17 protein-coding genes and 2 pseudogenes are annotated in these 17,377 nt (G+C 63.4%); 12 read left to right on the top strand and 7 right to left on the bottom strand.

All coding sequences use genetic code 11. The features are described 5' to 3' along the window. Nucleotides 1-9: 9 nt before the first annotated feature. On the bottom strand, nt 10-678 hold the full coding sequence (locus IVA91_RS13450; protein ID WP_247449665.1) for a GntR family transcriptional regulator: 669 nt from the start codon (nt 676-678) through the stop codon (nt 10-12). 142 nt (nt 679-820) lie between these two features. On the opposite strand from IVA91_RS13450, the gene IVA91_RS13445 reads away from it, so the two are divergent. The 5 genes from IVA91_RS13445 to IVA91_RS13425 all read left to right on the top strand — a co-directional run bounded on the left by IVA91_RS13445 (nt 821) and on the right by IVA91_RS13425 (nt 4,882). Then, a complete protein-coding gene (locus IVA91_RS13445; RefSeq protein ID WP_247279203.1) occupies nt 821-1,837 on the top strand; it encodes a TRAP transporter substrate-binding protein in 1,017 nt (338 codons plus the stop codon). A 20-nt stretch (nt 1,838-1,857) separates the two neighbouring features. Next, nucleotides 1,858-2,373 carry a TRAP transporter small permease gene (locus IVA91_RS13440; RefSeq protein ID WP_247279204.1) on the top strand — a complete coding sequence of 172 codons (516 nt, stop codon included), beginning with the start codon at nt 1,858-1,860 and terminating at the stop codon, nt 2,371-2,373. A gap of 34 nt (nt 2,374-2,407) precedes the next feature. Continuing rightward, nucleotides 2,408-3,688 carry a TRAP transporter large permease subunit gene (locus IVA91_RS13435; protein WP_247279205.1) on the top strand — a complete coding sequence of 427 codons (1,281 nt, stop codon included), beginning with the start codon at nt 2,408-2,410 and terminating at the stop codon, nt 3,686-3,688. A gap of 27 nt (nt 3,689-3,715) precedes the next feature. Beyond that, nucleotides 3,716-4,210 carry a type II 3-dehydroquinate dehydratase gene (locus IVA91_RS13430; protein WP_247279206.1) on the top strand — a complete coding sequence of 165 codons (495 nt, stop codon included), beginning with the start codon at nt 3,716-3,718 and terminating at the stop codon, nt 4,208-4,210. Nucleotides 4,211-4,378: 168 nt separating this feature from the next. Next, nucleotides 4,379-4,882, top strand: coding sequence for a hypothetical protein (locus IVA91_RS13425; protein WP_247279207.1), 504 nt, complete (start codon nt 4,379-4,381; stop codon nt 4,880-4,882). A gap of 186 nt (nt 4,883-5,068) precedes the next feature. Here the strand turns inward: IVA91_RS13425 and IVA91_RS13420 are convergent, their stop codons facing one another. Continuing rightward, the gene (locus IVA91_RS13420; RefSeq protein ID WP_247279208.1) at nt 5,069-5,956 is read right to left on the bottom strand and encodes a hypothetical protein; all 888 of its coding nucleotides are present in this window, start codon (nt 5,954-5,956) and stop codon (nt 5,069-5,071) included. Between the two features lie 276 nt (nt 5,957-6,232). Between IVA91_RS13420 and groES the strand changes: the two genes are divergently transcribed. From groES to IVA91_RS13405, 3 genes are all read left to right on the top strand, one after another. Then, nucleotides 6,233-6,547: a co-chaperone GroES gene (gene groES / locus IVA91_RS13415; protein WP_247279209.1), complete on the top strand. Its 315-nt coding sequence runs from the start codon at nt 6,233-6,235 to the stop codon at nt 6,545-6,547. Between the two features lie 36 nt (nt 6,548-6,583). Continuing rightward, nucleotides 6,584-8,203 (top strand): chaperonin GroEL, encoded by a 1,620-nt coding sequence (groL, locus tag IVA91_RS13410; protein WP_247279210.1) that lies wholly within the window; start codon nt 6,584-6,586, stop codon nt 8,201-8,203. 88 nt (nt 8,204-8,291) lie between these two features. Next, on the top strand, nt 8,292-8,627 hold the full coding sequence (locus tag IVA91_RS13405; protein ID WP_247458821.1) for a hypothetical protein: 336 nt from the start codon (nt 8,292-8,294) through the stop codon (nt 8,625-8,627). A gap of 337 nt (nt 8,628-8,964) precedes the next feature. Here the strand turns inward: IVA91_RS13405 and rpoH are convergent. The 3 genes and pseudogenes from rpoH to IVA91_RS13390 form a co-directional block, all read right to left on the bottom strand. Further along, nucleotides 8,965-9,855: pseudogene (rpoH, locus tag IVA91_RS13400) on the bottom strand (RNA polymerase sigma factor RpoH). A 719-nt stretch (nt 9,856-10,574) separates the two neighbouring features. After that, a pseudogene (gene ftsH, locus IVA91_RS13395) lies at nt 10,575-12,415 on the bottom strand (ATP-dependent zinc metalloprotease FtsH). A 246-nt stretch (nt 12,416-12,661) separates the two neighbouring features. Then, a complete protein-coding gene (locus tag IVA91_RS13390) occupies nt 12,662-12,937 on the bottom strand; it encodes a hypothetical protein (RefSeq protein ID WP_247279212.1) in 276 nt (91 codons plus the stop codon). A 245-nt stretch (nt 12,938-13,182) separates the two neighbouring features. On the opposite strand from IVA91_RS13390, the gene IVA91_RS13385 reads away from it, so the two are divergent. The 3 genes from IVA91_RS13385 to IVA91_RS13375 all read left to right on the top strand — a co-directional run bounded on the left by IVA91_RS13385 (nt 13,183) and on the right by IVA91_RS13375 (nt 15,054). Then, nucleotides 13,183-14,370 (top strand): CoA transferase, encoded by a 1,188-nt coding sequence (locus IVA91_RS13385; protein WP_247279213.1) that lies wholly within the window; start codon nt 13,183-13,185, stop codon nt 14,368-14,370. 283 nt (nt 14,371-14,653) lie between these two features. Then, nucleotides 14,654-14,878: a hypothetical protein gene (locus IVA91_RS13380; protein ID WP_247279331.1), complete on the top strand. Its 225-nt coding sequence runs from the start codon at nt 14,654-14,656 to the stop codon at nt 14,876-14,878. Continuing rightward, nucleotides 14,875-15,054 (top strand): hypothetical protein, encoded by a 180-nt coding sequence (locus tag IVA91_RS13375; RefSeq protein ID WP_247279214.1) that lies wholly within the window; start codon nt 14,875-14,877, stop codon nt 15,052-15,054. Before IVA91_RS13380 ends, IVA91_RS13375 begins: the two co-directional genes overlap by 4 nt. A gap of 51 nt (nt 15,055-15,105) precedes the next feature. Here IVA91_RS13375 and IVA91_RS13370 read toward each other — a convergent pair whose 3' ends face one another. After that, the gene (locus IVA91_RS13370) at nt 15,106-15,828 is read right to left on the bottom strand and encodes a DUF72 domain-containing protein (protein ID WP_247279215.1); all 723 of its coding nucleotides are present in this window, start codon (nt 15,826-15,828) and stop codon (nt 15,106-15,108) included. Between the two features lie 91 nt (nt 15,829-15,919). Here IVA91_RS13370 and IVA91_RS13365 point away from each other — a divergent pair, with 91 nt between their 5' ends. After that, entirely contained in the window at nt 15,920-16,138 is a 219-nt protein-coding gene (locus IVA91_RS13365; protein ID WP_247279216.1) for a hypothetical protein, read from the top strand. A 12-nt stretch (nt 16,139-16,150) separates the two neighbouring features. Here the strand turns inward: IVA91_RS13365 and IVA91_RS13360 are convergent, their stop codons facing one another. Then, a complete protein-coding gene (locus IVA91_RS13360; protein ID WP_247279217.1) occupies nt 16,151-17,299 on the bottom strand; it encodes an amidohydrolase in 1,149 nt (382 codons plus the stop codon). Between the last annotated feature and the right edge of the window lie 78 nt (nt 17,300-17,377).

The raw sequence follows: 17,377 nt of genomic DNA, 5'->3' as shown, positions 1-17,377 counted from the left end.
CGCACTCCTTCAGCGCAGCGAGCTGTTGGCGAGCGCATCGGCAACGCAGTTGTTGACATGCGCGCAGAGCACCTTCTGCGCCGTCTCGGCGTCGCGCCTCAGCGCGCATTCGAGCAGTGCCCTGTGCTGCTCGGCCGGCTCGGCGCCACGATAGCGGAAAGCCACCATCTGGTAGCGGAAGTATTTGTCGAAGACGAGGCTATGCGTTTCCATCAGCAGGCGCGACCCGCAATTCGAGATCAGCGCCTGGTGAAACTCGCCATCATAGCGCTTCCATTGCTCCGGCTCGCCGATCCCCGAGTCCATCAGCCGCTCCGTCGAGGCGAGCTTGTGATGGGCCGAGACGACGCGCCCCTCCCATTCGACGTCGGCGCTGGCGAAAGAGACCGCCATGGCGTGCGACTCCAGCAGCAGCCGCAAGCCGGCGAGCTCGCGCAGATTATCGGCGGACACCCCGGCAACTTCGAAGCCGCGCTTGCCTTCTGCGGCCACGAAGCCTTCCGCCGCCAGCCGGCTCAGGATCTCGCGCAGCGTGCTGACGCTCACGCCATAGCTCTCGCGCAACGCTTCGAGCCTGAGCCGATGGGCTGGCTTGAGCCGTCCGAAAACGATGTCAGCTCGGATTCTGCGATAGCAGTCCTCGCCGATCGCCGATTCCTCTTTGTCAATCAAGGGCATCGTCTGGTCTCCCGTCGTAGTATATGATAATCTAAAATTCATATGATGAAAACGATTTCCTCCTTTGACTCCGATAATACCCTATGTTTATGCTCGCCAAAAGGCGCGGCCTCAGACCGCGGCGTGATCGAGGGAGGTGGGCATGCAGAGGAAAATGCTGGGCTGGGCCGTCATCGCGGTGGGGGCAGTTCTCGCCGTGCTACCTGCGGCTGCGCAGGTGCAGGAGCGGACGATCCGCTGGGGGCACCTCAACAACACCGACCACCCCGTCAGCCTCAGCGTGCAGAAATTTGCCGAGGTCCTGGCCGCCAAGAGCGGGGGCAAGCTGAAGATCCGCGAATTTGCCGCGTCCCAACTCGGAAACGAATTGCAGCAGCAATCGGCGGTCCGGGGCGGCACCCAGGAAATCTTCTCGGCGTCGACCACCTCGCTCGCCAGCGTCGTCAAGGATCTTGGCCTGTTCGATTTCCCCTTCAGCGTCGCCAACTTCGACCAGGCGACCGCGCTTGCCGATGGACCGTTCGGCAAGACGATGATGGACCTCCTGCCAGGGAAGGACCTGATCGCGCTCGGCTATTGGGGCCTGGGCTTCCGCAACGTCACCAACAGCAGAGGGCCGGTGGCGAAGCTCGAAGATCTCGCCGGCCTGAAGCTGCGTGTGATTCCGAACCCGGTCTATTTGGAGACCTTCAAGGCCTTCAAGGCCAACCCGGTGCCGATGGCGTTCGGCGAGCTCTACACCGCCCTCGAGAACAAGACGGTCGACGGCCAGGAAAATCCCTACAGCGTCATCCTGTCCAACAAATTCTACGAGGTGCAGAAATACGTCTCGGCGACCAACCACACCTTCACCCAGAACATCATCATCGTGAGCAAGAAGTTCTGGGACAAGCTGTCGCCCGAGGAGCAGAAGATGTTCCGCGACACCTACGCGGAGACGGTCCAGTATCAGCGCGAGCAGACCAAACTCGCCGCCGATCGGGCGCTCGGCGAGCTGAAGGCCAAGGGCATGCAGTTCAACGAGATCGCGCCGGCGGAATATGCGCGGATGCAGGAGGCGGTGAAGCCCGTCATCGAGAAGTTCTCCAGCGAATACGATCCCGACAAGGTGAAGCTCTTCAACGCCGAGCTCGCGCGCATTCGCAGCACCATCAAGTGACGGGACGGTAGATAAGGCGAATGGCAAAGATCCTCAACGCTTATTGCGACGTGTTGAAGGCGGCGGTCGCCGTTTGCCTTGCTGCGATGGTGGTGCTCGTGTTCAGCAACGTGGTGCTGCGCTACATCTTCAATTCGGGTATCGCGGTATCCGAGGAGCTGTCGCGCTGGCTCCTGGTCTGGCTGACCTTTCTCGGGGCCATCGTTGCACTGCGCCAGCACGCACATCTCGGCGTCGATACGCTCGTGCGTGCGCTGCCGCCGCGAGGCAGGATGCTCTGCTTCGTGGTCAGCTACCTCCTGATGCTCTATGCCGATTGGCTGCTGACGCTCGGAAGCTGGAAGCAAGCCGTTCTGACCTTCGGCGACACCGCGCCGGCGTCGGGTATCTCGGTCGGGCTTTTCTTCTACTCATCCGGGCTCGTCTTCGGCGTCTCGGCGGCCGCCATCCTCGCTTACGACCTCTTCCAGGTCGTCATCGGCGCGGCGAGCGGCGAGGACCTTATTGCTGTGAAGGAAAGCGACGGGCACAGCTGAGCTCCGCAAGCCCTGTTCTCGGCCGGATTGCACCATGACGATTGTCGTCTTCACAGTCTCGCTCCTCGGCGCCATGGCGCTGGGCATGCCGATCGCGTTTGCCCTGATCGTCTGCGGCATCGCCTTGATGCACTTCCTCGACATATTCGACTCCCAGATCGTCGCGCAGAACATCATCAACGGCGCTGACAGTTTCCCGCTGATGGCGGTACCGTTCTTCATGCTTGCCGGCGAAATCATGAACAAGGGCGGGCTTGCCAGGCGAATCGTGGACATCGCGTTCGCGGTCGTCGGCCACGTGCGGGGCGGGCTCGGCTATGTCGCGATCCTGGCATCCTGCGCGCTCGCCTCGCTGTCCGGATCGGCGGCGGCGGATGCTGCGGCGCTGGCCGCCCTGCTGGTCCCAATGATGGTCGCGGCAGGCCACAAGAAGATGTACGCGGCCGGGCTGGTCGCGGCGGGAGGGATCATCGCACCTGTCATCCCACCGAGCATCGGCTTCGTCTTGTTCGGTGTCGCCGGCGGCGTCTCGATCTCGAAGCTGTTTCTCGCCGGCATCGTGCCCGGGCTGCTGCTCGGCCTCGGCCTTTGTGTTGCGTGGTGGTGGGTCGCCCGTGACGAGAACATCGAAAGCCCGCCCCGCAAGTCCTTGCGTGAGATAGCGAAAGCGGTGACCGACGGATTTTGGGCGCTGATGCTGCCGGTCATCATCGTCGTCGGTCTGCGTTTCGGCATCTTCACGCCGACCGAAGCGGCAGTCGTGGTGGCCGTCTATGCGTTGTTCGTCGCCACCTGCATCTACCGGGAGCTGAAGCTCTCGCAACTCTACGAGGTGATGGTCTCGGCGGCGCTCAGCACAAGCATCGTGATGTTTCTGGTCGCCGCAGCGCTGGTCTCGTCCTGGCTCATCACGGTAGCCGAGATCGCGACCCAGGTCGTCGATCTCGTGCGCCCGTTCATGGGCAGCCCGACGCTCTTGATGCTCGCGATCATGATCCTCGTCGTCATCGTCGGCACCGCGCTCGATATGGCGCCGACTATCCTGATCCTGACGCCGATCCTCATGCCCATCGTCAAGCAGGCCGGGATCGATCCAGTCTATTTTGGCGTGCTGTTCATCATCAACAATGCGATCGGCCTGATAACGCCGCCAGTGGGCGTCGTGCTGAACGTCGTCTGCGGCGTCTCGCGGATCAGCATGGAGGACGTCATCAAGGGCGTCTGGCCCTTCCTGATCGCGCAACTCGCCGTGTTGCTTCTGATGGTGCTTTTCCCCCAATTGGTCACGGAGCCGGCAAAATGGTTCGGTGGCTAGTCACGTCCTGTCGAAAGGAGCGGCCCCATGGCCACGCGGATCATGATCCTGAACGGCCCCAATCTCAATTTCCTCGGCATCAGGGAGCCACACATCTATGGCTCAACGACCCTTGGCGAAATAGAGGCAAGCTGCCTGGAACTCGCCAAGCTTCTTGACGTCTCGCTGTCGTTTCATCAATCGAATATCGAAGGTGAGCTCGTCGGCCTGATCCAATCGGCTCGTGGCAACGCGGATGCGATCATCATGAACCCGGCGGCGTTCTCGTTCACTTCGATTGCTTTGATCGATGCCTTGAAGATCTTCGATGGCCCCACGATCGAAGTGCACATCTCCAACATTCACGCCCGCGATGAGCTGCACCGGCATTCGATCACGTCCAGCGCCTCGACGGCCGTGATCTGCGGGCTTGGTCCTTACGGCTATATCGCCGCCATTCTGGCGGCCGTTCAGCGGCTCGGACGATTGCCCGATGGCGTTCCGGCTGCATTGCACGGCTTGAAGCCGAGGAGCAAGGCGTAGAGCAGGGAGGAGCGGATGCGCGGTGCGGGATTTCTGGCAATCTGGAGCGATATCGCGTCTGAGGACCTGACAGACTATCGGCATTGGCTCACCCGCGAGCACACGATGGAACGTGTGACGACGCGGGGCTTTCTCGCCTGCCGTGTCTTCCGCGCGTTGCGCGCCGATATGAACCGCTTCTTCATCTTGTACGAGCTCGAAACGCCTGACGTCCTGGACGGCCCGGCCTATCTGGCGCGCCTCAATTCACCGACGCTCTGGTCGCAGCGCATCATGCCCCGGCTGGGCAATTTCGTTCGCGGCGGGGGCAATGTGACAGTTCGCGCCGGGCGCGGCGAGGGCGCCACCGCGATAGTGCTGCGGATCGACCGGCCTCTGGACGATCCGGCAGGGTTTGCCAATGCCATTGCCGGTTGCGACGGCGTGGTCGCCGTTCAGATCGGTGCGACGGATCAGGATCGCACGTCAGTTCCGACGGTCGAAAAAGGCATGCGGACGAGCGAAGGCCTGTTTGCCGGCCTGCTGATGGTCGAGGCTCTCGACGAGACGGCGCTCCAAGCCGCTTGGCACAAGGCCGCCGAACTGGCGCCTGATGTCGGTGGCCGCCTTGGGGATCCGGAAATTTACCAAGGCATTTTCGCCCTCGATGCGCGTATCGCGGATTTCAACTGATGCGGTCGAGCGGGCGTTCGCAACCCGACGGGCCTGACACCAGGATGGATAGCGATGACGCGCGCGTAGTGTCTCCTTCAGGAGAGTTGGCGATAGGCGCGCGCAGCGGCGTGATTGTGTCCTTGCGCGCAACGGTACGCCGCTGCGCAGGCTCTACGCCGTGGGCAATGATGCGGCAGGCTTAGCCTATCCCTCATACTGATCCGGCCCCATCGCCCAGGCCGCCTCGTCATGCCCGTACGCATAGTTCCGGTTGGTCAGCGCCGGGTTGCGATTGACCATCGGCCGCATGAACATCGGGTGGGTCGCGCTGCGCACCTCGTGCTCGACAGTGAAGAGGTGCTTGCCGCTATCGAGGTCGACGATGTCGCAAAACCGGTACTGGTATTGATTGTCCTCGCGGGAAATCAGGTCGCGCGCCAGGAGCTTGCGATAGGGGCCGGAGAAGTCGGTGATGTAGATCTGCACATGGTGGCCGTCATAGTCCGGCTGCGGCCGATCGGTCTCGCGGAACAACAGGTGCTGGTCGCGGCCCGTCTTCACCGCGGCCACCTTGCCGCCGCCGTTTCGCAAGTCGGCGGGCATGCCCATGACTTCAGGATAGAACGCGCAGATGCCGGTTGCCGATCCCGCCGGCACGTTGAACTCGACATAGGGAATCCCGAGCGCGATGCGCCCGAAGCGCGCGGCGTCGGGCTCGTAGCAGCGCAAGCGGTTGCCCCATGGACAAACCGCCTCGACATGGTCGTTGCGCTCGGCGAAGGTGAACGCGGTGCCATCGAGCTTTTTGGCGACCGAAGCCAGCCGCGCGAGCAGTGCCTCGCGGCCGGCGATGACCAGCCCGACATGGCCGCGCAGCACCTGCGGCCTGCCGCTCGGCAAATGAAACTGGCTCCGTCCGGCGTTGATCCACATATTGGTGTCGGACACCATCAGATAGGGATCGCGGGTCAGCCCGAGTCCTGCCACGTAGAACAGGGTGGCGAGGCGCTGATCGGGGACCTGGATGTTGACGTGCTCGAAATGGATCGCGTTGCCGAGATCTTCCTTGGAGCGATCGAATGGCTGCGGCATGGATGGGGGCACTGGCTGGGGCACGGAGTTCATATTAAAGCAAACTTCTCCGCCGGTCGAAATTGTTCGCGCAGGGGCATCATGTCCACCGCCAGCCTTGCTGGGATCGCCAGTCCCTGCAAGTCGCACCGCGCGAGCAGGGGCCGGCGTGTGAGGGGAAAATTTTCGCGCAGCCCCCTTGAACAAAGATCGACTTGTTCCTAGGTCGTTTGCCGCCCGGGGGCCGGTTCCGGACCCGGATTTTGGACATCGCTGAACCTAGCAAGGAGGATGTGCATGCATTTCCGCCCGTTGCACGACCGTGTGCTCGTGCGCCGAATCGATGCCGAGGAGAAGACCGCCGGCGGCATCATCATTCCCGACACCGCCAAGGAGAAGCCGCAGCAGGGCGAGATCATCGCCGCTGGGCCGGGGGCGCGTAACGAGCAAGGCCAGCTCGTGCCGCTCGACGTCAAGGTCGGTGACCGGGTGCTGTTCGGCAAGTGGTCGGGCACCGAGGTCAAGATCGACGGCGAGGAGCTCTTGATCATGAAGGAAAGCGATCTTCTCGGCGTGGTCGAGCAGGCCGGCACGCTGAAGAAGGCGGCGTAACACTGACAGTCATCGAACGGAAAGGAGTTTGCAAAAATGGCTGCCAAGGACGTGAAGTTCGCGACCGAGGCCCGCGAGCGCATGCTGCGGGGCGTCGACACACTGGCGAATGCGGTGAAGGTCACGCTCGGTCCAAAGGGACGCAACGTCGTCATCGAAAAATCGTTCGGCGCGCCGCGCATCACCAAGGATGGCGTCACCGTCGCCAAAGAGATCGAACTGGAGGACAAGTTCGAGAATATGGGCGCACAGATGGTGCGCGAGGTCGCGTCAAAGACCAATGATCTTGCCGGAGACGGCACCACGACGGCGACCGTGCTGGCGCAGGCCATCGTCAAGGAGGGTGCCAAGGCAGTCGCCGCCGGGATGAACCCGATGGATCTCAAGCGCGGCATCGACCTTGCCGTGGACGCCATCGTGACCGACCTCAAATCGCACGCCAAGAAGGTTACCTCGAACGACGAGATTGCCCAGGTCGGCACCATTTCCGCCAATGGCGATACCGAGATCGGGCGCTTCCTGGCCGAGGCCATGCAGAAGGTCGGCAATGAGGGCGTGATCACGGTCGAAGAAGCCAAGAGCCTCCACACCGAGCTCGAGGTGGTCGAGGGCACGCAGTTCGATCGCGGCTACGTCTCCCCCTACTTTGTCACCAATCCGGAGAAGATGCGGGTCGAGCTCGAAGACCCCTATGTGCTGATCCACGAGAAGAAGCTGTCGGGCCTGCAGACGATGCTGCCGCTGCTCGAACAGGTCGTGCAATCGGGCAAGCCGCTGCTGATCATCGCAGAGGAGGTCGAGGGCGAGGCGCTGGCGACATTGGTCGTCAACCGTCTGCGTGGCGGCCTGAAGGTTGCCGCCGTCAAGGCGCCGGGCTTCGGCGACCGCCGCAAGGCAATGCTGGAGGACATCGCGATCCTCACCGGCGGCACCGTGATCTCCGAAGATCTCGGCATCAAGCTCGAGAACGTCTCGGTGAAGATGCTGGGCCGCGCCAAGAAGGTCGTCATTGACAAGGAGAACACCACGATCGTCGACGGGGCCGGCGCCAAGAAGGACATCGAGGCGAGAAGCCAGCAGATCAGAACCCAGATCGAGGAAACCACCTCGGATTACGACCGCGAGAAGCTCCAGGAGCGGCTGGCCAAGCTCGCCGGTGGCGTCGCGGTGATCCGGGTCGGCGGCGCGACCGAGGTCGAGGTGAAGGAACGCAAGGACCGCGTCGACGACGCGCTGCATGCGACCCGGGCTGCGGTCGAGGAGGGCATCCTGCCTGGCGGCGGCGTGGCACTGCTGCGCTCCCTCAAGGCGCTCGAGGGCGTCAAGACCGCCAATGCCGACCAGAAGGCCGGCGTGGACATCGTGCGCCGCGCAATCCAGGTGCCGGCTCGACAGATCGTGCAGAATGCAGGCGAGGACGGCTCCGTCGTCGTCGGCAAGCTCCTCGAGAACCAGACCTACACTTGGGGCTTCAACGCGGCGAGCGGCGAGTACCAGGACATGGTGCAGGCCGGCGTGATCGATCCTGCCAAGGTGGTGCGCACGGCCTTGCAGGACGCGGCCTCGGTTGCTTCGCTGCTCATCACGACCGAAGCGCTGGTGGCCGACAAGCCGAAGAAGACGGAAGCGGCAAGCGCTCCCGCGATGGACTTCTGAGACGAGCGAGCCCGGCCCAGCGGCCGGGCTCGTTCTCCATGAGCTGTCACGATCAATTGCATCTGTTTTCGAACGATAGGAGGATGAGATGATCAAGGATCGTACGTTCTCCGCTCGCGCGGAGAACGCCCGAATAATGTTGCGGCACCTCGCCGCGTTGGCCGTTGGTGCCGGCCTTTCCCTCGTGCCCTTTGCGGCCTACGGCGCCGAAAGTCCCGGTTCTATCAGGAACGCGGCAGACAGTTTCGAACAGCTCGCGTTGCCGCCGATCCCATACCTGGACACGATGCCCTGGCAGAATTGGGAGTGGGCCAGTGCAACCATGAAGGTGGATACGTTGCTGTCGCCGGTCCTGGGGCCATCAGGTATCCGGCTCGATCTCGCGCCGTCGGATCGGGTCCGACCACAGCCTGCCATGAGCTGACAGCGGAGCGGCCGGCCGGCCGCTCCGGACGTAACGAGGCCGCGAACCGAAAGGAGGATGATCAGAGATGAGAGGCGTTATCGCTGCCATTGCCTTGTTGGGGATGGTCAATGCGCTTCAGGCCAAAGAGGCGGACTCTCCGCGCGCAGAGGCGCGGATTTCGGCCGAGCCCGCCCGGCAGCTCGCTACCAGTTCCGTTGCAACGTCTCGCAGCAATGCTGAAAAAGTGCGCCAGAATGGGCGCAGAAGCGCTGACTTTTCGGCCGAACGTATCGTCCCCGACATCTGCAGAGGATGCTGATCGGCCTTGGCCGATCAGCATCCGTTTCGCGCTCATCTAATGTATTGTCGCGAGGTTCGGATCGGCCAGGCCCGCGCAGACCTTCGCCTTGATCCGTTGCAACGCGCGCTGCTCGATTTGGCGGATTCGCTCGCGCGAGATGCCGAACTTGCCGGCGAGCGAGTCCAATGTCTTGTGCGGCTCGTCCAAATATCGTGCTTCGATGATGCTGCGCTCCCGTGGCGACAGCGCAGCAATGGCGTCCGTGAGGGCAGCTTTCTTTCGTTCACGATCGGCGGCTTCCAGCAGCAGACTTTCAGGATCGGGGGAGGGATCCACGAGACGATCCTGCCATTCATCGCCTTCTGTCTCGACGCTGAGCGGCACGTTGAGCGAGATGTCGCCGCGCAGCCTGCCATTCATCTCGACCACGTCATCCTCCTTCACCTCGAGACTATCGGCGATATATCTGAGCTGATCGGCGCGCAGATCGCCATCCTCGGCCACGCCAAGCCTGCGCTTCAGCTTGCGGAGATTGAAGAAAAGCTTCTTCTGCGCCGCGGTGGTGCCCAGCTTGACCAGCGACCATGATCTCAGGATGAATTCCTGCACTGATGCCCTGATCCACTAGGAGGCATAAGTCGCAAGCCGGAAGCCTTTCTCCGGATCGAACCGCTTGACGGCGAGCATCAGTCCGACGTTAGCCTCCGAGATGAGGTCGGCGATTGCCAGGCCGTAGCGGCGATGCTGGAGCGCAATCTTGGCCGCCAGCCGCAGGTGGCTCGTCACCAGCCGATAGGCCGCGTCACGATCGCCGCAATCGCGCAAGCGCCGGGCATATTCGGCTTCTTCCGACGGCTCGAGCAGCGGAAATCGATGGATCTCCTTCAGGTAGCGGGATAGCCCGCCTTCGGAATGGATCGCGGGAAGTGATGAGGCAACTAACATCGCGCACCCCCCTCACGAACATCGTTCGCGCCGATCGGGGGCGCGCTGCTGATCAATGTGGGAGTGGCGAAGAAGCGCCGAAAGCGGCACAGCTGGGAGCGCGGCGATTTTGGCGGGCCGCGCGGTCGTAGCGCAGGCAGGTTTCATGTCCAAATCCTCAATCGAGCAAGATGGTCAGAATCACCACCAGCCTCACTCGCTGAGCCCGAACTTGGCACCCAGACGCTCTCAGGCCGGTGGACGCATTTAGAATTTGAAAATCGGCGGAAGGTTCCGACTTGAATGTTGGATGCTGAAATTGGCAAGGAGAGGCCCGCCCCTTTCTCCGATGCAGACAGCCTCTTGAAACCTGAAGCCTTCGTTCCAATTTGGTCCACGCGCGCGGTGGAGTTCTTCGAATGCCATTCGCGTGCCCGGCAGGTTGGTCGGCCCCCTTCGCCTGGTGCGCATGTCTGGTTAGTGGGATGGATGATTATCGTGATCTTGTCAGCGCGGCTCTTGCGCTGTTCTGCGCCGGCGTGATCTTGGTGGCCGGCCACCTCTTGATCGAATGGCACGCCAGGCATGCCGAGCCCGGCATAGAGGTCGAGGCGCCGAAGAGCGGAGGCTCGCCTTCGCCGCTCCTCTCAAACGGCTCGCCGCCAAATAGGAAGATGATCGAACTCTCAACGGAGGTCAGGCGGAAGCGGCCTACTTAAAGCTGTCTTGCGTCATGAAGCTCAAATCGCACGCAGCCCCTCCTTGGGCATTTCGTGGATCAGCGCATCGATATCGCTCTGCTCCAGTGTCTCCCGTTCCAAAAGCTTCTTCGCGGCGCGGTCCAGGATCGGCCGCCGCGTGTTCAGGATGCCTGGGTGCGCTGGAAGACCTGATCGACAATGGCTTTCACCTCGCGGTCGACTGCGGCCGCAGTTTCTTCCGCATAGTCGCGCTCGCGAACCGGATAGGGACGGTCGGCGCCGGCAAGGAAGTTGCCGGGATCGCGTTCATAGGCGACGCTGCCCAGTCTCTCGGACATGCCGTAACGCGTCACCATGCTGCGGGCGATGTCGGTTACGCGCCGCAGATCGTCGGCCGCACCGGTGGACAGGTGTCCGAACACGATCAGCTCCGCGGCGCGGCCGCCGAGCAGCACCGCCATCTTGTTCTCCAGCTCCTCCTTGGTCATCAGGAAGCGGTCTTCGATCGGTCGCTGAATGGTGTAGCCGAGCGCGCCCACACCGCGCGGGATGATCGAGACCTTGTGCACGGGATCCGTGCCCGGCAGGGAGAGCGCGACGAGGGCGTGCCCCATCTCGTGGTAGGCGACGATCTCGCGCTCCTTGGCGTTGAGCAGGCGATTGCGCTTTTCGAGGCCCGCGACCATGCGCTCGACCGCATTGTTGAAGTCGCTCATGCTCACCGCGTCAGCCGCGCGGCGCGTCGCCAGCAGCGCGGCTTCATTGACGAGATTGGCGAGGTCCGCACCCGTGAAACCCGGGGTGAGCGCGGCAACGGCGTCCGCATCGACGCCTGCCGCCAGGCGCACTTTCTTCATGTGCACCTTGAGGATCTCTATGCGGCCCTTTTTGTCGGGCCGGTCGACCAGCACCTGCCGGTCGAAGCGTCCGGCGCGGAGCAAGGCGGGATCGAGGATTTCGGGCCGGTTGGTGGCGGCGAGGATGACGAGCCCGGAGCGCGAATCGAAGCCGTCGAGCTCGACGAGCAGCTGGTTGAGCGTTTGCTCCTTCTCATCGTGGCCGCCGGCGAAAGGGCCGATGCCACGGGCCCGGCCAAGCGCATCGAGCTCGTCGATGAAGATGATGGCCGGCGCCTTTTCATGCGCCTGCTGGAACAGGTCCCGCACGCGTGCGGCGCCGACGCCGACGAACATCTCGACGAACTCCGAACCCGAGATCGAGAAGAACGGCACTCTGGCCTCGCCGGCGACGGCCTTGGCCAGCAGGGTCTTGCCTGTGCCCGGCGGGCCGACCAGAAGCACGCCTTTCGGCATGCGGCCGCCGAGGCGGCCATAATCGGTCGGGTTCTTCAGGAAATCGACGACCTCGCGAAGCTCGTCCTTGGCTTCGTCGACCCCGGCGACGTCGGCAAAGGTGACGCCGGTATTGGACTCGACATAGACCTTGGCCTTGCTCTTGCCGATGGCCATCAATCCGCCGCCGATCCCGCCGCCTTCCGCCATGCGGCGGCCGATGTACCACCACAGGCCGAAGAACAGGAGCACGGGCATGACCCACGACAAAAGGTCGCGCAGGAACGTGCTCTCGATCTGCCCGGTGAAACGGACGTTGTATTTCTCCAGCTCCTGCGCAACGTCCTGGTCGACACGCGTGGTGACGAATTGCTTCTGGCCGCCCGGCAGCGGCTCCTTCAGCGTGCCCTGCAGGGTGCGGTCGGAGATGCCCACGCTATCGACTTTCCCCTGACGCAAGAGCTGCTGGTATTCGCTAAAGGGGATCACGGCTATCTGGTGGGCCGCGGAGATCAGGTGCTGGATCAAGAAGACCGCGAAGATTGCGGCGACAGCATACCCAAGATTGAAGCGGACATTCTTGTTCATGCGAAAGCCAGGTCCGATATCGTTGCGCAGCCGGGTAGCCTCGAGGCGCGTTTTTTAGCGCGCTCGTTTGGGCCCGGTACGCATCCGGACCTGCATCGTACCGACAGAACTTTTCCCGCCGCCATCTGTTCCTGGCAGACCAACTGCGCCCTCAGTGAGAGGTACTCGCATCCGCAGGGGTGCGTTCAGGCGATGGCGACGCAAGATAGCGATAAGGCCCGGTTGCAGGCCGGGCCTTATCTCAGCTCACCAGGGATACCAATAGGGATATGCCGCTGGATAATAGCGGACGGTCCGATAGTATCGGGGTCCATAATAGACCGGCGGACCATAGACCGGCTCATAGTAGACCGGCGGTGCAGTCGCGGCGGCCAATGCTCCGGTGAACAGGCCGAGCGCGACGGCGGGACCGATGCCTGGACCACCCCAGTGATGGTGGCCTCGCCAGTGGGCCGAAGCCGGCGCAACCGTTCCGATGAGGAGCGTTGCTGCCGCGGCGATTGCAAGAGCAAGCTTTCTCATGTGACTTCCCTCGAATACGCGCCCGCGAAGCGCGGGCTTCCCAATCCTCTGCATGAGTTCCGTTTTGCCGAACACGCGGCCCGGCAGCATCAAAACTTAGGAATGGCCGCGGCGAGTTCAAGTCTCGTGCTTCGGCTCCTTTGCGGATCCGACGTTTGGTCGCACTGGCGAACGTGCCCGGCCTCCCTTGCCGTGGCCGCCAGCCCCTGTAATTTGGAGCGCAAACATCAGGGGGGAAGCGATCGATGGGAGGAGTTCTGGAAGGCGTCCGCGTGCTCGATTTCGGGCGCTATATCGCGGGGCCCTATTGCGCGACATTGCTGGCCGAATTCGGCGCCGAGGTCATTCGGGTGGAAAAGCGCGACGGCAGCGAGGATCGCTTCGTGGCACCGGTCGGCGACGATGGCGAAGGCGCGCTGTTTCTCCAGGTCAACCGCAACAAGAAATGCATTACGCTCGATCCGATGAAGGAGGAGGGGCAGGAGGTGATGCGCCGCCTGATTGCCACCGCGGACGTTGTCGTCGCCAATCTGCCGCCGCAGACCCTGCGCGCGATGAAGCTCGACTACGCGTCGTTGCAGACGATCAAGCCCGACATCATTCTGACCACGGCGACCGCGTTCGGCGGGCCGGGGCCCTGGTCCGACCGGGTCGGCTTCGATGGCGTGGGGCAGGTGATGTCGGGGGCGGTGTACATGACCGGCGCAGGCGATCCGCCGTATCGGGCCGCGGTGAATTGGGTCGATTTCGGCACGGCGCTGCACTGCGCGTTCGGAACGCTTGCCGCGCTGATCGAGCGCGGCAAATCCGGGCGCGGGCAGATCGTCGAGGGCGCGCTGCTCGCAACCGCTTTGTCCTTCACCAATGCCACCTTGATCGAGCAGGCCGTCATCAACGTCAATCGCGTGCCGACCGGCAACCTCGGCCAGACCGCGGCGCCGGCCGACATCTACCGCACCAAGGACGGTTGGGTGCTGTGCCAGGTCACGGGTCAGCCGCTGTTCAAGCGCTGGGCGAGGCTGATGGGCGAGGAGGAGCTGTGGCTGAACGACCCGCGCTTTGCCGACGACATCAGCCGCGGCAACAACGGCCCTGTCATCAGCGAGCGGATGGCGCGCTGGTGCGCCGAGCGCACCACGCAGGAGGCTGTCGACACCCTGGGCAAGGCCATGATTCCGACCGGACCTGTCCTCAGCCCGCAACAGGCGCTGAACCATCCGCACATTCGCGCCGCCGGCTTCATGCAGGACGTCGACTATCCGGGCCTGCCGAAGCCCGCACCGACCGCCCGCGCGGCCGTGCGGCTGTCGAAGACGCCGGGCGAAATCGCAACGCGCCCGCCGACGCTGGGCGAGCACACCGATCTCGTCCTCACCGAGCTCGGCTACGACGAGGCCGCGATCGCGGCGCTTCGGCGAGATGGCGTCATCTAGACCATGACACGAGGCGCAGCCAATCCGAACGGCTGCGAGTACGCCCCCCTCCGAACACCCCGCGGCGAAGAACGAATTAGAGCGGCGCAAAGGTCTTGCAAGGGGGAAGCGAAAATAATCGATCGCGGACGCTCGCGTCCGGCGGACAAACGGAACGAGGCGGGGAGCGGCGAAGGAGCATCTTGACACCGTAACAAGCCGGAATATTTTTCACGCCGGAAGAACTATCTTTCGATATATCGAAATCAAGAGGACCGTGGAGAGACCGTCAGGAGTGACGATGATGCTTGACCAGGATCTGGCCCGCATTCGTGCGCACCGAAGCAACCTCCAGCGATATCGGCGCCTGCTGAAGACGAAGCTCTCAGATATCGAACGCCAGTTCATCGACCGACGGCTCGCCGAAGAGCAGGCCGCGCTCGAGGCGCTCGCCGCCGATGTCTTTCCCGCCACGTTCACGCTCCCGAATATGCAATCGGCTTCCGCCGCGATGGGAGCGGAACGATGAGCGACGTCCGCAACCTCCTCATCCGCGGCAGCGAGAAGGTGATCCAGCACTATCGCCTGCTGCTGGCCAGCGCGAAGACCGAAAGCGAGCGCCAGCTCTATCGGAGCCGGATCGAGCGAGAGCAGCGCCTGCTCGAGACGCTGCAAGACGGCGTCCCGCAGCGATCGGCGGCATGAGGTCCCACCCTGGTGTAGCGACAATCAGGTGCAGCGCAGTGTGGCCGGGCGCTACAGCAATTGCTTCAACGTCCGGGCATCGGCCGGCGCCGCGCTCTTCTGGTCGTTGTCGAAATAAACATAGACGTCGCAGCCCTGCCGCTTCCATGACTTGATACGCCGCGCCCATTGCGCCAGCATGGTCTTGGTATAGTGCCCGTGATAGCGCCCGCTCGGCCCGTGTCCGCGCACATAGACGAAATCCGCCGTGCGCTTCCATGGCGCCGGCGCATCGTGATGATCCGACAGGCACAGCGAGATGTTCTCGTCGGCCAGCATGCGCAGGATGCGCGGCTGGTACCAGCTCGGATGACGGAATTCGAAGCTATAGCGCCGTTTCCTCGACAATAGCTTGAAGAAGGCGGCGAGGCGGTCCGCGTTGGCCTCGAATTGCGGCGGGAGCTGGAACAGGATCGGCCCCGCCTTGCCGCCCAGCGTTGAAATACGATCCTCCAGCAGCTCGAGGCTGTTGACGGAGCGGTCCGACAGGCGCTTCCAATGCGTGATGAATTTCGACGCCTTCCAGGCGAAGACGAAATCGCGGCCGGTCTGCTCGCGCCACCCTTTCACCGCTTCCGGCGTCGGCGTGCGGTAAAACACGCCGTTCAGCTCGGTGGTATCGAACTGTCCGGCGTAGTAGCCAAGCTGCTGCTTCAGCGGCAGGCCTTCGGGAAAGAACGGTCCTCGCCAGGAATCGTAGTGCCAGCCGGAGGTGCCGATCAGAATGCGCGCCATGTTTCACGTGCCATCCGTTGCCATTTGCCGGAGGGAACGTCCGCGCGGCCGATACGTTGCTCGTGAGCTTGATCAACGCAGGACTGAACCGATGTACGCGCTGTTCGAAGGCAACAAGCAGATCGGGGACCCCTTTCCGACCGAGAAAGAAGTGTGGGAGGCCGCCTTGATCGAGGGATTGGTGACCGACGTCCCGGTCGCCGACGAGGAGGGCGGCGGCCGGCTGCTGCCTGCCGGCTATCATGTCGAGCGGGTGGAAGAGGTTTGCGAGCCGCGGCCGGACTGGAAGCTGCCGCGCGAGATCTCCTGAATAGGCCTGCGCCTAATTCGACGCCAGCGCCATCTTGGCGACCTCGGCCATCCAGCCCGATGCGACGGGGAGGATCGCGTCGTTGAAATCGTAGCGCGGGCCGTGCAGCTCCGCGCCATCGCGCAAGTCCCCGTTGCCGATCCAGACGAAGGCGCCCGGCCGCTGCTGGAGATAGAATGCAAAGTCCTCGCCGGCCATGCTGGGCGCGAGATCGCGCCGCACGGGAGCCTGCACCTTCTCCGCGGCGATGCGGGCAAGCTCCGCTTCGGCCGGCGTGTTGATCACCACACCCACACCCCAGATGATCTCTGGCGTGACCGTGACGCCGAAGCTCGTCGCAATCCCGGCGCAGGTGCGCTCGATCCCGTCGAGGATGGTATCCTTGACCGCGTCGCGATGGTACCGCAGCGTGCCGCGGACCACGACGCGTCCGGCGATCTGGTTCGGCGCGGTGCCGCCTTCGATGGTGCAGAGCGAGAGCACTGCGGTGTCGAGCGGATCGACGCTGCGCGAGGTGATCGATTGCAGCGCCACGATCAGGTGGCCGGCCGCCACCACCGGATCGCGCGTCAGATGTGGCATGCCGGCATGTCCGGCATGGCCCTCGATGGTGATGGTGATGCGCCCGCCCGAGGCCATGACGACGCCGTCATGCACCGCGATGGTGCCGGCCGCAAGGCCCGGCCAGTTGTGAAAGCCGAACACCCGCTCCATCGGAAAGCGGTCGAACAGCCCGGCCGCGACCATCGCGCGCGAGCCGCCAAAGCCTTCTTCGGCCGGCTGGAAGATGAAGTCCACCGTGCCGCTCCAATCGGTGTCGGCGGCGAGCAGTGCTGCCGCGCCGAGCAGCGAGGCGGTATGCCCGTCATGGCCGCAGGCATGCATCACGCCGGGAGTTTTTGAGGCGTAGGGCAGGCCGCTGTCCTCGGTGATCGGCAGCGCATCCATGTCGGCGCGCAGGCCGACGCGCCTCTGCGCATGCCCGCGCATCAAGGTCGCGACGATGCCGTGGCCGCCAAAGCCTGAGACGAAGGAGATGCCGAGCTCGGTGAGCCTGTCCTGCACGAAGGCAGAGGTCTCCTTCTCCTGCAGGGACAATTCGGGATGCGCATGCAGATGGCGGCGCCACGCGGTCAATTTCTGGTGCAGCTCGGGTGTCAAGATGGGGGTCTTTCGCAGGGGATTGGCGGCGGCACCATAGCGGAATATCCGTGCCCTGCATCAAGCGCCATGGAATGC

This window comes from Bradyrhizobium sp. 153, assembly GCF_023073835.1.
Classification (GTDB): Bacteria; Pseudomonadota; Alphaproteobacteria; order Rhizobiales; family Xanthobacteraceae; genus Bradyrhizobium.
This window is presented reverse-complemented; position numbering and strand designations above follow the sequence as displayed.